Here is a 14962-nt window from a genome sequence, read left to right as displayed (position 1 = left end):
TCGGCTTCGGCCAACCCGATGTGGCCGGTCGGCCCGACACGATGTCGGGCCGACCGGCCACATCGCTCTTGTCCGTCAATCAGTCGACACTGCGAGCGGGAACCCGTAACGGACGTCGCTTCCGCGAGCGAGGAGGCGGCACGCCGGGCCCGTGAGGCGCCCCCGCAGGGCGGATGCCCGGCCTAGCCGGTGGTGATCCAGGTGCCCCGGGTGGGGTTCCAGTGGATGGTGGCGTTCTGGAAGTGCTGGGCCTTGCCGCCGTTCTCGTCGACCTCGTCGGAGGTGGCGTAGCCGAGGGCGGCTTCGCGGCCGTTGGCGGCGAAGGCGTCGCCGATGGCGCCGTGGATCTCGTGGGTCCCGGTCTGGGGGGACCAGAGGAAGAGGCCGCGTTCGAAGAACTGGTAGCGGCCCTGGGTGCCGTTGGGGGCCTTGGCGGCGTCGGCCTCGTCGGTGGTGGGGAAGCCCCAGCGGCGTTCGGCGTCGGTGGCCCAGAAGGTCTTGAGGATGTCGCCGTAGACGGGGTGGGCTTCGTCGGGGTGCCAGAGGATGATCCCGTTCTGGAACAGCTGGAACCGGCCGCCCAGCGAGGAGTCCTCCTCGGCGCGCACCGGCGGGCCGACCACGCTGCCGGCCCCGCCCAGTGCGGTCCACTTGGCGCCGATCGTCCCGTACGGCTGGAACGCCTCGTCGCGTTGGGCCCGGGCGGTGCCCTCCGCCTGGTCGTAGCGGTCCGGGTACGCCGAACGCTGCACGGCCTGGGCGAGTTGCCCTGGCGTGCTGTTCGGCAGGCCGGGCTCCATCTGCAGGGCCACCTCGAAGAACTTGCCCGCCGCGTAGTCGACGTTGAGCAACTGGTCCGGGGATCCCCAGCCCTGGGACGGGCGCTGCTGGAACACGCCGAGCGAGTCCCGGTCGCCGCAGGACAGGTTGTTCATGTGGGACTCGACCCAGCCGGTCTCGAACCCGGCCAGCATCACCTTGTCGTCCACGTTCATCCGCTGGCCGACCTCGTACACCTTGCGGGTGACGGCGATGTCGCGGTCCGGCGGGACGTTGCAGCCGGCCTCGGTGGCGGGGAGGTGGTCCGGCGGGCCCGGGACCGGCTGTGTGGTGGTCGGCCGCGTGGTCAGCGCCCGGGCGGGAGCGGCCGAGGCGGCAACTCCCGTGGTGGCCAGCAGGGCCGCGGACGCCAGGACGGCGAGGCGGGCGGTGGCGTTGCGCATGTGCTGTCCCTTCCTTGTCGGTTCGTGCTCGGCCACGGTCACGGGTTGATGCCGTCGTACTGGAGCACCCGGTAGGGCGACTGGCCCTGCGTCCCGTTCCACTGAGAGACGATCAGGGTGAGGGAGTTGGCGCCGGCGCTGCCCGGGTGGATGTAGCCGCCGTAGAGGAACGGGAGCTGGGGGCGGCCCCAATGGCTCGGCGGGAAGGTGTTGTTGCCGGCGATCTGGACCTTGGGCGCCGTCCACACCGCGTCGGGGCGGGCAGCGGTGCGGGTGCAGATCGAGTAGTCCGTCACGTCGAAGTAGCTCATGCAGTAGGTGCCGCCGATCCGCTTGACGGAGAACTCCCCGATGTTGTTGCCGGAGAGGATGACCGACGGCGGGGCGGCGGTGGTCCACTGCCAGGACCCGTTGAGGTAGGCCCAGTTCTGCTGCGCGCCGAAGTTCCCGGCCCGGAAGTCGTTCGGCTGGATCCGGAAGAGCTGGATCGCACCGCCGTCACCGGTGTTGCGGTGGGTGCCGTTCCAGCGCTTGGAGAAGATGTAGAGCCAGCCGTCCGGGTCGATCCCGGCGAAGGACCACATCCCGTACATCGACTGGTTGGCGCCCTGGGTGTCGCCCGCCCAGTGGTAGGGGTAGTCCTGCCAGGTCACGCCGTAGTCGTCGGAGTAGGCCACCCCGGACATCAGGGAGCCGTCGTAGCCGGCCGGCGGGGTCCAGGTCGCCACCGAGGTGTACTGGATGTAGGTGCGGCCGCCGAACTCGATGCAGTCGTTGGGGATGCGGCTGAACTCCCAGCCGTAGCCGTTGTCCGCCTGGTGCGCGTAGGTGAACAGCTGGTTGGCCTGGCCACCGGTGGGCATCGCCCAGGTGAAGGAGACCGGCGAGCCGCCGCTGCGGTCGAAGTTCGACTGCGCGAGCATCACCGGCGAGCCGAGGTACGGGTCGCGCTGGGCCGGGTTGGCCCAGGAGTCGCCGAAGACGTACCCCCAGGTGCCGTCGTGCTCCCGGAAGTAGGGGATGCCGAGGTCCCCGGAGCCGAGCCCCTGGGCGCTCGCGGAGTCGCCGGGGGTGTCGCAGAGCGGGGTGCCGTTCTGCGCCAGGGTGGTGGCGCTCGTGCGCGGGGCGGTGGCCGTGCGCCGGGCGGCGGAGTTCGCGGTGGCGGGGCCGGCGGCCGTGCCGAGCAGACCCGCACCGATCGTCAGGCCGGCACCCGCCCTGAGCACCGTGCGGCGGCCGGGCTCGCCGCGGTCGGGCCGGGAAGCGTTGGACATCGGCGGATCCTCCTGAGGGTGATGGTGTGTCACCGGGGCATGCTGCGCCTGTTGACGGCATGTGAACTACCGCACACGACACATCCGGTGGAAAACGGAGTCACGGCACCCCCGGAACCGGTTTGATTCTTGGCATGACCAGTGCGAGGCGAGGGCGCGCCGCCCATCAAACCCGGTCCGGGTCGTGCTGTCACGAGCCGACGAGCCGCTCGGACAAACGCCGGACAAAGCCCGGATGCGCGGTCGGCTGCCACCAGCCCTGACGGACCGAGAGGAGAAGCAGGTGGGACGGCAGGAACAGCCGCTCGACGCCGGGGACGGTCCCCTGGTGCTCTTCGCGCTCGAACTGCGGGAGTTGCGGCGCCAGGCCGGCAGCCCGCCGTACCGCCGGCTCGCCGACCGCACCAACTACTCCGCCTCCACGCTCGCCGAAGCCGCCGCCGGCCGCCGACTGCCGAGCGACGTGGTGCTCGCCGCCTTCGTGACGGCGTGCGGCGGTGACCCGGTGGAGTGGGAGGAGCGCCGGGTCCGCACGTACCGGCTGATCACCCGGCCACCGACGGCGGTCGGACCGGCGCCGGCCGGGGAGGCGGAGCCGCCCGTCGATCCTCCGGCGGTCGAGCCGGTGCCGGCCGGGGAGCCGGTGCCGTTCGCCGATCCGCCCGCGGTGGTGGCCGGTGTGACGACGGCTCGCCGGCCCGCCGTGCTGCGCCGGGTCCTCGGTTCCGCCGTGACCGTCCTGTGCGCGCTGGTCTTCGGCGTCTGCGTGCCGGGCGACTCGGCCGTGCCGGGCGTGCTGACGGCCCTCACCGTCCAGGCCGCCCCGCCCCGGGACACCGCACGGTGGCTGCACCCCGGCACCGACATCCCGGCCCGGTACCGGGAGCTGATCATCGAGGCGGGCACCGGCTGTCCCGAACCCGAGATCACCCCGGCCCTGATCGCGGCGATGCTCAAGGCCGAGAGCGGGTTCGACCCCGAGCTGAGCGACCCGGCCAAGGACGAGTACGGCATCGCCCGCTGGACGCCCCGGGTGCTCCGCCACTACCTGCCGGCGGACCGCCAGGACAGCGTCCCCACCCCGCCGTTCACCGCCGAGGACTCGATCCTCGCAATGGGCCGCATGCTCTGCGCCATCGCCCCGGAGCTGCACGGCGTCCAGGGCGATCCGGCGCTCAACCTGGCCGCCGCCTACCGCACCGCCACCTGGGTGGTGCGCAGCCATGACGAGACCAGGCTCGCGGCCCTCCGGCCGTACCTCGACCAGGTCGGCGACAACCTCCGGCGCTACCGGCCAAAGCCCGCCCCGCACACGGCCCCGGAGACCCGGTAGCCGCCCCCTCGCCGGATCAGCCTCGGCCGGCGGAGCCAGGGCAATCTCGGAGTTGGCGCACCGGCGCGGCACTCGTGACGATGGAACGCCGTCCGTCCTTCCCAGACAAGGGAGTGCACCGTGCCGCACATCACCATCGACAACGGACAGCCGGGAATCAGCGGCCTGCTGACGCTGCGCCCGGACACCGCAGCCCCGCTGGGGATGCTCGCCGACGCGCTGCTGCGGGACCCGGCCCCGATGAGTCGGGGCGAGCGCGAGCTGGTCGCCGCCTACGTCTCCCGGCTCAACGGCACCCGCTTCTGCACGGGTGCCCACAGCGCCTTCGCCGCAGCGCAGTTGGAAGGGGGCGAGGAACTGGTGAAGGCGGCCCTGGCCGATCCCGCGTCCGCGCCGCTCACGGAGCGGATGCGGGCCCTGCTGCGGATCGCGGCGGAGGTGCAGGCGCAGGCCAGGCCGGTCTCGCAGGAGGCGGTGGCGGCCGCCCGCGCGGCCGGCGCCGGCGACACCGAGATCCACGACACCGTTCTGATCGCCGCCGCGTTCTGCATGTACAACCGGTACGTCGACGGCCTGGCCACCGAACTCCCCGAGGACCCGGGCTACTACGCCGCGGGGGCGAAGCGGATCGTCGACTCCGGCTACCGCCGCGGGAACTGAGTCACCGAGCCGCCCGGAGCACCGGAGCCCTGCCGAAGGAGAGTCGCTGCCATGAGCACTTTCGCGTCGGGTCGGCCGAAGGCACAGGCCGACCACACCCCGCGCCACCGCGCCTCCCGCACCTCGCTGTTCGTCACCGGGGACTTCCCCCGGCGCCGCTGGCCCACCCTGCTGCTCAGCACCGCCGGCGGGCTCCTGCTGGCGTACGCCTGGAACGCGAACCTGGTCGACGACGAGATCGGTTTCAGCAGCGCCGACGCCCTGCTCGGGCACGACGCGCACGGCACGCCGATCACCGGGGTGCTCTCCGGCATCCTGTTCGCCTTCGTCTCCGGGCTGGCCGGCTCGTTCACCGCGTGCAACATCGCTGCCTTCGGCGCGGTCGGTCCGCTGGTCGGACAGGCGCCGTCGCTGCGCGGCAGGCTCCTGCACATCGCCCGGCCACTGGGCTGGATCTTCGCGGGCATGGCACCGGTCTCCGCGGCCTACGGGGCACTGGTCGGCCTCGCCGGCACGCACATGCCGCAGTTCTCGACGGCTGCGGGCAAGGGCCTGACGCCCCGGTCGATCCAGTCGATGGCGACCTTCGGCCTGATCGGGCTCGTGATGATCGTGCTCGGCCTGGCCGCCGTCGGCCTGGTCAGGGACCCGCTGGCCGGCCTGTCCCGACGCTTCCCGAACGCACCGCTGGTGCTCGTCGGCGCACTGATCGGCGGCTTCCTGGTGGGCCGGCCGTACCCGCTCTTCCGCGACCTGTTCCGGCACGCCGCCGGTACCCACGACCCGGTCTACGGCGCCGGCGCGTTCCTCCTGCAGTCGGTCGGCAACACCGTGGTCATGGCGCTGCTGTTCCTGCTGCTCGCCTACGGATCGGGCGGACGGCTGCAGCGCAGGCTGGCGGCCGAGCCCGCCCGGATCAGCGTGCTGACCGCTTCGGCCTTCCTGGTCGCCGGGGTCTTCACCGTCGTGTACTGGGACGTGCGGATGCTGGCCAGGCTCGGCTACCTCTGGTTCCCGTCCTCCCCCTGGGGATGAGGCCGGCGGCCGACGACGCGGTCCGGACGCGCCGGCCGGTGGGGGTGGGGATCAGTCGGTGACGAGTTCGGCGGGGCGGTGGGGGGTGGTGGGGGTGTCGGCCACTTCGTGGAGGAGGGAGAGCAGGAGTTCCTCGTAGCCGGAGAGGGGGCGGGCGAGGGTCCAGTTGGCGGTGACGGCGAGGGGGGCCGGGCCAGGGCGGACGTGGAGTTCGGCGAGGACGCCGTGGAGGAGCTCGAAACGGACGGAGCGCCTGGGGACCAGGCTGACGCCGAGGCCGATGCGGACGGCCTCCCGGACGCTCTCCGTTCCCCACAGGTCGAGGGTGCGCGCGCCGACGAGGTCCCAGGTGTGCAGGAGCTCCAGCAGCTGTCGTCGGGTCCGGGAGCCCGGTTCGAGGAGGAGGAAGGACTCGGAGGACAGCTCGGCCGGGATGACCTCCCGCGCGGCCAGCGGGTGGTCGGGCGCGCAGATCAGCACCATGTCGTCGCTGGTGAGTTCCTGCGACTCGTACCGGCCCGGGGGGAGCGGGCCGTCTGCCACGCCGACGCCGATCCGGCCCTGTTCGAGCGCGTCGGCCAGGCACTCGGGGCTGTTGACGACCACGGTGAACAGCCCGTCGGGTTCGCGGCGCCGCAGCTCCCGCATCACCGCCGGCAGCAGGTAGTCGCCGACCGCGGTCGTGCTGCCGACCACCAGGCGTTCGATCGGCCAGCGCGCGGCCGCCTGGACGGCGCCGACGGCGTGATCGGCCAGTGCCAGCATCTCCTTGGTCTGGGCGAGCAGGACCCGTCCGGCCGGGGTGGGGCGGATCTTCGGTCCGGAGCGGTCGACCAGGACGGTTCGCAGGGCCGTCTCCAGGTTCTGCACCTGCTTGGAGACCGAGGACTGGCTCAGGAACAGCACCTGGGCCGCCGCGGAGAACCCACCACATTCGATGACCTTCGAGAAGATCGCCAGCTGGTTCAGGTTGAGTCGCATCACGGCCCCGATCGCGTGGATGTGGTGCAGGGTGTTCGGGCCCGAGGGCCGTGAGACAGGCTTCCGCGGTTCCTGTCATCCCCTCGTGGGGGGCACAGACTACAAGCAAATCGGAGAATACCTGTTCGGTCGGCACAATCGCGGGGGCGAACGGGCGTTCGTCGATTCGGGGGCTCAATGCGGCTGTCCGTGTTCTGGTGGTGATCTCTCCTGACCGGAGCGAAGTGGTCTGTGATCGTGGTGATCTGATGGGACGTCATCACCCGTGTCGCGAGAGGCGTGGACGCCGACCGGGTGCGGTTGTGAGGGATTCGTGCAGTCGAGCTTGCGTCAGGTGCGCCTTTCCGCACACGGAAGTCGGGCGACCGTTGGTGCGTGCACCGGTGGCCCTTGCGGGGTGGCGTCTCCGGTGGTGGGTAACGGTGGTGGGCAACGGTGTGGGCGCCACGCAGAAGATAACGGATTGATAACGCGGCGGGACGAAACCTCCGGCGGCCCATCTCTAAACATGTCCGGCCCGGTCGGGGCCGACGGTTTCGAGAGAGGGGCGTCGCCATGCGGGAAACACGCTCCGGCAGCAGGTCGCCGGTGCCGACTCCGTACGAACTCTTCGTGTTGGGAAGGGTTGCGGGCGGGACGGCGGCCACCGGGTCGCGGTGCGTCAGGCCGCGTCCTGCCCGGGCCATCCGGGTCGGCGCGCTCCCGGAAGGGTCGGGCGGCGGGAGTCTCGGCCTCGCGGGAAGGGGGCCGCGGTGAACGATCTCGCCCTACCGGGGGCTGTCGGCCGCAGGGAACCCGCGCAACGCCGACCCGCCGGTCACGGTGGCACGGCGGGCCACAGCAGCACGATGAGCCGTGAAGGCGCCGTCGGCCGTGGTGGCGCGGCAGATCGCAACGGCACGGCCCGACACGGCGGCACGCCGGGACGGACCGGAACCGGCCACGGTCCCCGCGGCGGCCGGGAGCGGCGCACCGAGCCGACCGCGGTACAGGCGGTGGCACTGTACTCGTCGCCGGGGGCGCCGCCGTCGGGCCTCTCCGGAACGGAGGTCGTCGCCGGCACCAAGGGGAGCTTGCCCTACCTGCTGATCCCGGACCCGCTGCCGGGCATGCCCCGGGCGCTCGCCCTCTGGCTGGAGGGCCGGACCGCCGTGGTGGGGCCGGTCGTGCCGGTCGAGGACGCGGTGGTCTCGCTCGGCTGGGCACGCAGGCTGCTGACGATGGTGCCGCAGGGAGCCTCCGGTGGGATCCACTTCGTCGAGGACCACCTGGCGACGCTCATGCTGTTCCAGGACCCGCTGCTGGCAAGCCACCTCTCGGCCAAGTGGCTCGGACGCCTGGCCGACATGACACCGCGGCAGCGGGAGTGGGCGGAGGAGACACTGCTCGCCTGGTTGGAGGGCGGCGGCACGCTTCCGGCCGCCCGCCTGCTCCGCATCAACCCGCAGGCGGTCCGCAACCGGCTGCGCAACCTGGAGAAGATCTTCGGCAGCGGTCTGAACGACCCCCGGGCCAGGTTCGAGCTCCTGCTGGCGTTGAAGATCCAGGTCATGGCGTCCGAGTACGCGCGCCTGCGGCGCAGAGCCGGGATGCTGTCCCTGCTCCAGACCTCCGGGCCCGAGCGGACCGTCCGGACGAACGGGCGCTGAGGCCCGCCCGCCGACGCCGACTGTTTCCGCGCCGGCGGCACACGGCGCTCGGCACGCCCGTCCCCGGGACCGTCCCCGCCCTCACCGCGCGGACCACCGAGGCCCACCCGGACCAGTTCGCGGGTTCCGCGCGGCCCCGTCCTCCGGGTGCAAGGGAGCCTCCGGGTGCAATGGAGGAAGAGCCCCATGTCATCTTTGAGGAAGAAGCGTCGACCGGAAACGGCCGCGGCTGCCTACGGCCTCCCCCGGGTGAGTCGTCTTCCGAGGTCGTTCGCCACCTTCCTGATCATCGTCGCGATGATCCTCACCGCGGCCGCCCTGGTGTACCCGGTGGCGAAGTCGGCCGGCGCCTACCGCAGCGCCCCGGTGAGCGACGACCAAGGAGTGGTGCAGACGCCCACCGGGCCGCTCACCGCCCTCGACCGTGACTTCGTCAAGCGGGTGCGGCTGGCCGGACTGTGGGAGATCCCCGCAGGCCGGATGGCCCTCGCGAAGGGCACCAGCCCCGAGGTCAAGACGGCCGGGGAGCACCTGGTCCAAGGCCACACCGACCTCGACAAGGCGGTGTTGACCGCCGCCCAGACCCTGAACCTGAACGTGCCCAGCGAGCCCTCGGCGCAGCAGCAGGGCTGGCTCAAGCAGTTGGACGCCGCGCAGGGCGGGCAGTTCGACGAACTCTTCGCGAACATCCTGCGCAGCGCCCACGGGCAGGTGTTCGCGGTCGTGGCCCAGGTGCGCGCGAGCACCCAGAACTCCACGGTCCGGGACCTGGCGAACACGGCCAACGGCACGGTGCTCGACCACATGAACGTCCTGGAGGGCACCGGACTCGTGAAGTTCGACAAGCTCACCGCGCTGCCGACCGGTTCGGCCGCTCCCTCCGCGAGCAGCCCGCCGGCGCCCGCCGGATCGACCCGTTAGACGACGACCCAGATGAAGGCTGTCCGTGGCCTGCTCGGCAGGCCTGATTCCGCCTGAGGAGTGCGAAGAACATGAAGTCTCATAAGCGTGGCACGTCGAAGCGAAGGGCCGGTGCCCTGCTGTTGGCGGGGATCCTGGGTACCGGCGCCGCGGGGACCGTCGCGGCGGTGGCCTTCGCCGGCCAGCGTCCCCCGAGTGAGCCGTCGGCGTCCCCGCAGCTCGGCACCGTCGCCTGCGCCGACGCCGGAGTGGCCCTGAACGAGGTGCCGGAAGCGTCCCAGGACGCGGTCGACAAGAACCTCGCCGACCTCGACGTCCAGGTGGCGGACGCGTACAACCGAATGTCCGCGCCCGCCCCGGGCGACAACGAGAACCGCGTCATGGGCGATCTCGCCAACAAGCGCGCGGACACCCTGAAGAAGCTGGCGGACAGCGCCGGTCCGGACTCCGGTCTGCCGAAGGACCTCTCGGGCATGGCGAAGTGCACGATCAGGCACGACCTGGTGGCGCAGGACGCGGCCAAGGGGTTCAGTGCCGACGGCATGGGCGGCGCCGTCGCCCAGACCAAGGCGGCCGCGCAGGTGAAGTCCCTCCCCAAGAAGGGGTTCGTCGACATCAAGAGCGTGTCCCCGAACGTCCCGGCGCCCGTCACGAAGGGGTCGGCCACCGGCTCCTTCACGTCCCAGTGCGGGCGCAACGAGAACCGCCACCTCAACCCCGACAACGTGATCGTCGCCCCCGGTGTGAGCAACGGCGCGCACCACATGCACGACTACGTGGGGAACGTGGCCACGGACGCGTTCGCCTCCAACAACAAACTCGCCGCCTCGGGCACCACGTGCACCAACGGCGACGGGTCGGCGTACTACTGGCCCGTCCTGCGCGTCTTCGACGGCACCAACGAGAAGGACGCCAATGCGCCCGGTGGTGGCAAGGACAAGAACGTGGGACGGATCCTGCAGCCGGCCGAGGCGGACATCACGTACACCTCCAGCGTCGGGAACCCCGTCCAGCCGATGAAGCGGTTCCTGCGCATCATCACCGGCGACGCCAAGGCCTTCACCAACGGGCCGGCGAACGCCCATGCGTCGTGGAGCTGCACGGGCTTCGAGAACCGCCAGGTCGTCGACAAGTACCCGATCTGCCCGCAGGGGAGCAGGGTCGTCCGGACGCTGAAGTTCCCGGACTGCTGGGACGGCAAGAACATCGACAGCGCCAACCACCGGACCCACACGGCGTTCTCCGACAAGTCGGGCGCGTGCCCGAAGAACTTCAAGGCGATCCCGCAACTGACGCAGCGCATCACCTACGACGTGCCGGCCGGGGTCCGGTTCGGCGTCGACAGCTTCCCCGAACAGCTCCACAACCCGATCACCGATCACGGTGACTTCATCAACAACATGAACCAGGGTCTGCTGGACCAGATGGTCGGTTGCATCAACCAGGGGCGTCGCTGCTAGTGACCCACCCCTTACCGGGCCGACGCGTGGAGGGTCGGCTCCAGGAGAGCGACGGGCGGGCCCGGCCCGGAGCGTGGGAGCGATCGAGACTCCCGCCGCCGCCGGCGCCGCGACCCCGACATCCGATTCGACAGCAGGTTCAGGACGAGGCCGGAGGGCTCAGCAATGGTGAGAGGGCAGAGGCGGCGGTCACGGCGGTTCGGCCCGGTACCGCGGGGCGTCGAGCGGGCCGGCCGGGCGCGAGCGGCGGCCGAGGGCGCCCAGCCCGCGGAGGGCGGTCGCAGGCGGCCGAGCCCGTGGTCGTTCCTGCCGCCGCTGGCGGCGGGCCTGGGCGTGACGGCCATCGTGGTCGACCCCAGACTGCAGTCGTTCCTGACGTACGCCGTCGGGGTGCTCGCACTCGTGTCGTTCACCTCCGCGGTCCTGTGGGGGCTGGCGGCGACCGACCGGCTGATCCTCAGGCCGGCCCACCGGCTCGTCGCGCAGACCGTCCACCGTGCGATGGGCGTCGCCGGCGTCGTCTTCCTGGTCCTGCACGTCTGGATGAAACTGATCGTGGGACAGATCGGCGCGCTCGCGGCCTTCGTGCCGTTCACCGACCCGGCCCGCCCGGTGGTCCTCGGACTGGGCACCGCCGCCGGCTACCTGTTCCCCGCGGTGGCGCTCGCCGGGGCGGCCCGCGGGAGGCTCGCCCGCTCGGGTGACGCGCGCCGGTGGAGGGTCATCCACCTCTGCTCGTACCCGGCCTGGGGCGCGGGCCTGGTCCACGGGCTGCAGTCGGGCCGGCTCGCGGCCTCCTGGGTGGTGCTGCTGTACGGCGTGGCCGTCGTGGGCGTGGCCGTCGCGCTCACGCTCAGGCTGGTCCTCCAGGACCGCAACGGCCCGCGCAAGGCCCCCGCCCTGCCACTCCCGCCGGAGGCCGACGGCTCCGAGGTCACCCTCCCGCGCCTGCCGGCGGCCACGAACCCCGAGATCACCGTCCCGCGCGTGCCGGTGGCCGCGGGGCAGGCCATGGCCGCCGGGCCGGGCCTGGCCGGCATCGGACTCGGACGTCGGCGGCAGGACGGGTGAGCGGCTTGCCCCCACCCGTCATCTGGTTCGGACGGCCGGTCCTGTTCGCCGGCCTGGAGAGCCTGGACCGGGTCGACTACCGCTCCCACCTCGTGGTCCACGGTCAGCTGCCGACACTGCGCGCGGAGGAGCTGGCCGAGCTGGCCGAGAACGTGGACCTGCGCGGCCGGGGAGGTGCCGGATTCCCCTTCGCCCGGAAACTCAGGGCGGTCGTCAAGGCGGTCGCCCGGCGCCGCACCAGGCCGGTCGTGGTCGTCAACGGAACGGAAGGAGAACCGAGTTGTCTGAAGGACACCACGCTGCTGCTGCGCACCCCGCACCTCGTGGTCGACGGCGCGCTGATCGCGGCCGCCGCGCTGGACGCGGAACAGGTGGCGATCGGCGTCACGCGGACCGACACCGAGGAGTCCCTGCGCCGGGCGCTGGCCGAACGGAGGTCGGTGAAGCCGCCGGTGACGGTGGTGCGGCTGCCCGAGCGGTTCGTCACGGGCGAGGGGAGCGCCCTCGCCCGCGGCATCACCAACGGGATCGCCCTGCCCCGGGGAGGCGGCGTGCGCACCAGCGACAGCGGTGTCGGGGGAGCCCCCACGCTGCTGTCCAACGCCGAGACGTACGCCCAGCTCGCCGTGGCGGCCCGCTGGGGTGCGCTGCCCTACCGGGAGATCGGCACCCCCGAGGAACCCGGAACGGTGCTGCTGACGATCGCCGGCTCGACCGTGGTGGAGACTCCCACCGGGGTGCCGCTGGAGACCGTCCTGGCGGCGTGCGGCCTGGACGTCGGACAGGGGGTCCTCGTCGGCGGCTACCACGGGAAGTGGCTGACCCCCGAGGCGGCCCGCTCGGCCGTCGTGTCCCGTCAGTCCTTCCGGAGCCTCGGCGGGGCACTGGGCGCCGGGGCCATCCTGCCGCTGCCGGAGACGACCTGTCCGCTGTGGGAGGTCGTCAGGATCTCCCGCTGGATGGCGGACGAGACGGCCGGCCAGTGCGGGCCCTGCTACCTGGGGCTCCCCGACCTGACCGCGTCCCTGGAGGACCTGGTGCGCGGCGGTGGCCAGCGCGCACTCGACCGGGTGCAGGCCGGCATGCGGGCGGTCACCGGACGGGGGGCGTGCAGCCACCCCGACGCCGCCGCCCGTTTCGTGGCCTCGTCCCTGGCCGTGTTCGACGACGACCTGGTCGCGCACTCGTACCAGGGAGGGTGCGGGCGGCCGTCGCAGGACGTCCTGCCGCTGCCGGAAGTGGAGAGCGCCGGCACCATCGTGGTCGACTGGACGCTCTGCGAGGCCCACGGCCTGTGCACCGGCGTCCTGCCCGACGTCATCCGGCTGGGGGCGGACGGGTTCCCTGCCGCGGGCGTGATGCCCGTACCCGCGAGGCTGCTCTCCCAGGCGGCGCGAGCCGTCGACCGTTGTCCCGCGCTCGCGCTGCGGATGCAGTGAGGCCGACGCGGCCCCGGGCGCTGCGGCGCCGCTTCGAGCGTGGTCCGCGTGGCCCGGGGCGCTCGTCGGGCCGTCGGGCCGGCGGGCCGGTCGAGAGGTTCCGGCGGGCCGTCGAGCCCGAGACCCACATCCCGTGTCCGCGGACCGGCGTTCGACGCCGGACCGGATCACCGGGGACGCACACATCCATGGAACGCCAGATTCCACCGATGGAAAGGCAAGGAACATGTTGACGAAGCGATACGGACTGGCCGGGCTCTGCCTGCTGCTGGTCGGGCTCGTGGTGATGGCCCTGTGGGGCAGCATGAGCAGCAGCGCCAAGACGCCGTCCGGGTCGGGTTCCGGCCAGCTGGTGGGCGCGCAGGAGGCCGCGCCGGCCGGCAGCGGATCCTACGGTTCGTACGACTCCTACGGCGGCGGCAGCGCGTCGCCGTCCGCCGGTGCGTCGGCGGGCGCGGGCCAGGCCGGGGGAGCGCTGACCGTGCGCAACGACGCCAAGCTCGGCATGGTGGTCACCGACGGCCAGGGCTTCACCCTCTACCGGTTCGACAAGGACACGGCCAAGCCCCCGATGTCCAACTGCAACGACGGCTGTGCCAAGACCTGGCCGCCGGTCACCAAGGAGGGCACGACCGCGGGGAGCGGGATCGACGCCGGCGCGATCGGCGAGGTCACGCGGGCCGACGGATCGAAGCAGCTGACGCTGGGTGGCTGGCCGGTCTACCGCTACGCGCAGGACACCGCGGCCGGCGACACCAAGGGCCAGGGCGTCGGCGGCGTCTGGTTCGCCGTGGCGCCCGACGGCAAGAAGGCGGCCCCCGCGGCAACCGGTGCGCCGGCCTACCCGTCGGAGATGCCGACCGGCGCGGCGTCGACGCCCCAGCCGGCGCAGCCCGCCCCGGGTGGAGCCCAGGTCTCCGTGACCACCCAGTCGCAGCTCGGTTCGATCGTGGTGGACGCGCGCGGCATGACGCTGTACCAGTACGCCAAGGACCCGTCCTGGCCGATGCGTTCCCTCTGCGAGGGCCAGTGCGCGATGACCTGGAAGCCGGCGCCCGCCGTCGACCCGAGCCAGGTCAAGGGCGTGGACCCGAAACTGATCGGCAAGATGAAGCGCACCGACGGCACCTGGCAGCTGTCCATCAACTGCAAGCCCGTCTACACCTACACGGGCGACAACGCCCCCGGTGACGCCAACGGGAACGGCAAGGACAACCTGTGGTCGGCCATCAACCCCGCCGGGAAGCCGGTGACGGGTAAGTGACGGTCGGGGACTCCACCGTGGCGGCCGTCCGGCCGCAGAGGACCGTCCGTCGCGCGCTCCAGTGGCTCGCGCTGACCGTCCTGCTCGTCCTGGGCGTCGTCGAACTGGTCGGCGGGCCAGGAGGGTTGCTCGCCCCGACGCGGACGTCGGTCGACGCCGCCCGGACCTCGGTGGAGGACCTGGCCCAGCGGATCGGCTGTCCGGTCGACATCACCGCCGACACGGCGGACCTCCGTCAGGGGCTGTGCACCCTCGGCGCGGACGAGGTCTGGATCGCCACCTTCCCGACCGCCGGGGCCCAGACGGCCTGGACGTCGGAGGCCGAGGCGTACGGAGGGTCGTACCTGGTGGGGGACCGGTGGGTGGTCGTCCTGTCCGACACCACGGCCGACCTCCTGCACGCGAAGCTGGGCGGGGTGGTCACGGGCGGCGCCGACCACATCGGGCACGGCGACCACGCCGCCCATGACACTCATGCCGCTGATGCCGGTCACGATCCGTCCGGGGCCGGCTGACCCCGGCGAACGCTCGATCGATCGGGCGGTGATGACGTGAAGGGGACTCCCCGGGCCCAGGCGCCCGGGGTCGGGGGCGGGGTGTCGAGGTGCTCCTCCGTCGCGGCGACGAGCAGCAGCCGCCCGCCCGGTGCCAG

At 72.3% G+C, this 14962-nt stretch carries 13 protein-coding genes; 10 read left to right on the top strand and 3 right to left on the bottom strand.

What is annotated here, in order from left to right; all coding sequences use genetic code 11:
• Window positions 1-182: 182 nt before the first annotated feature.
• Window positions 183-1223, bottom strand: a complete 1041-nt coding sequence (locus ACWCXH_RS27185; protein WP_449804098.1) for an LGFP repeat-containing protein — start codon at window positions 1221-1223, stop codon at window positions 183-185.
• A 38-nt stretch (window positions 1224-1261) separates the two neighbouring features.
• Complete coding sequence (locus ACWCXH_RS27180; protein ID WP_449804097.1) at window positions 1262-2497, bottom strand: DUF4185 domain-containing protein; 1236 nt, start codon at window positions 2495-2497, stop codon at window positions 1262-1264.
• A gap of 283 nt (window positions 2498-2780) precedes the next feature.
• Here ACWCXH_RS27180 and ACWCXH_RS27175 point away from each other — a divergent pair, with 283 nt between their 5' ends.
• The 3 genes from ACWCXH_RS27175 to ACWCXH_RS27165 all read left to right on the top strand — a co-directional run bounded on the left by ACWCXH_RS27175 (window position 2781) and on the right by ACWCXH_RS27165 (window position 5525).
• Window positions 2781-3830: a helix-turn-helix domain-containing protein gene (locus tag ACWCXH_RS27175; protein ID WP_449804096.1), complete on the top strand. Its 1050-nt coding sequence runs from the start codon at window positions 2781-2783 to the stop codon at window positions 3828-3830.
• Window positions 3831-3950: 120 nt separating this feature from the next.
• The gene (locus tag ACWCXH_RS27170) at window positions 3951-4490 is read left to right on the top strand and encodes a carboxymuconolactone decarboxylase family protein (protein WP_449804095.1); all 540 of its coding nucleotides are present in this window, start codon (window positions 3951-3953) and stop codon (window positions 4488-4490) included.
• Between the two features lie 51 nt (window positions 4491-4541).
• Window positions 4542-5525 (top strand): hypothetical protein, encoded by a 984-nt coding sequence (locus ACWCXH_RS27165; RefSeq protein ID WP_449804094.1) that lies wholly within the window; start codon window positions 4542-4544, stop codon window positions 5523-5525.
• Window positions 5526-5576: 51 nt separating this feature from the next.
• Here the strand turns inward: ACWCXH_RS27165 and ACWCXH_RS27160 are convergent, their stop codons facing one another.
• On the bottom strand, window positions 5577-6506 hold the full coding sequence (locus ACWCXH_RS27160) for a LysR family transcriptional regulator (protein ID WP_449804093.1): 930 nt from the start codon (window positions 6504-6506) through the stop codon (window positions 5577-5579).
• 995 nt (window positions 6507-7501) lie between these two features.
• On the opposite strand from ACWCXH_RS27160, the gene ACWCXH_RS27155 reads away from it, so the two are divergent.
• From ACWCXH_RS27155 to ACWCXH_RS27125, 7 genes are all read left to right on the top strand, one after another.
• Window positions 7502-8155: a PucR family transcriptional regulator gene (locus ACWCXH_RS27155; RefSeq protein WP_449804092.1), complete on the top strand. Its 654-nt coding sequence runs from the start codon at window positions 7502-7504 to the stop codon at window positions 8153-8155.
• Window positions 8156-8404: 249 nt separating this feature from the next.
• Entirely contained in the window at window positions 8405-9076 is a 672-nt protein-coding gene (locus ACWCXH_RS27150) for a DUF4142 domain-containing protein (RefSeq protein ID WP_449804091.1), read from the top strand.
• Between the two features lie 71 nt (window positions 9077-9147).
• Window positions 9148-10536 carry a DUF1996 domain-containing protein gene (locus tag ACWCXH_RS27145; protein ID WP_449804090.1) on the top strand — a complete coding sequence of 463 codons (1389 nt, stop codon included), beginning with the start codon at window positions 9148-9150 and terminating at the stop codon, window positions 10534-10536.
• A gap of 165 nt (window positions 10537-10701) precedes the next feature.
• Window positions 10702-11607 (top strand): hypothetical protein, encoded by a 906-nt coding sequence (locus tag ACWCXH_RS27140; protein ID WP_449804089.1) that lies wholly within the window; start codon window positions 10702-10704, stop codon window positions 11605-11607.
• Window positions 11604-13046, top strand: coding sequence for an NADH-ubiquinone oxidoreductase-F iron-sulfur binding region domain-containing protein (locus ACWCXH_RS27135; protein ID WP_449804088.1), 1443 nt, complete (start codon window positions 11604-11606; stop codon window positions 13044-13046). Before ACWCXH_RS27140 ends, ACWCXH_RS27135 begins: the two co-directional genes overlap by 4 nt.
• A 226-nt stretch (window positions 13047-13272) precedes the next feature.
• Window positions 13273-14310 (top strand): SCO0930 family lipoprotein, encoded by a 1038-nt coding sequence (locus ACWCXH_RS27130; protein WP_449804087.1) that lies wholly within the window; start codon window positions 13273-13275, stop codon window positions 14308-14310.
• Window positions 14307-14825, top strand: a complete 519-nt coding sequence (locus ACWCXH_RS27125) for a hypothetical protein (protein ID WP_449804086.1) — start codon at window positions 14307-14309, stop codon at window positions 14823-14825. The genes ACWCXH_RS27130 and ACWCXH_RS27125 overlap by 4 nt, the downstream gene beginning before the upstream one ends.
• The last annotated feature ends 137 nt before the right edge of the window (window positions 14826-14962 follow it).

This window comes from Kitasatospora sp. NPDC001660 (assembly GCF_053596725.1).
This window is presented reverse-complemented; position numbering and strand designations above follow the sequence as displayed.

Bases quoted from the DNA above. Each gene is read 5' to 3' on its own strand.
- ACWCXH_RS27160 (WP_449804093.1), bottom strand. From the start codon at position 6,506: ATGCGACTCAACCTGAACCAGCTGGCGATCTTCTCGAAGGTCATCGAA.
- ACWCXH_RS27145 (WP_449804090.1), top strand. From the start codon at position 9,148: ATGAAGTCTCATAAGCGTGGCACGTCGAAGCGAAGGGCCGGTGCCCTG.
- ACWCXH_RS27165 (WP_449804094.1), top strand. From the start codon at position 4,542: ATGAGCACTTTCGCGTCGGGTCGGCCGAAGGCACAGGCCGACCACACC.
- ACWCXH_RS27130 (WP_449804087.1), top strand. From the start codon at position 13,273: ATGTTGACGAAGCGATACGGACTGGCCGGGCTCTGCCTGCTGCTGGTC.
- ACWCXH_RS27180 (WP_449804097.1), bottom strand. From the start codon at position 2,497: ATGTCCAACGCTTCCCGGCCCGACCGCGGCGAGCCCGGCCGCCGCACG.
- ACWCXH_RS27185 (WP_449804098.1), bottom strand. From the start codon at position 1,223: ATGCGCAACGCCACCGCCCGCCTCGCCGTCCTGGCGTCCGCGGCCCTG.
- ACWCXH_RS27140 (WP_449804089.1), top strand. From the start codon at position 10,702: ATGGTGAGAGGGCAGAGGCGGCGGTCACGGCGGTTCGGCCCGGTACCG.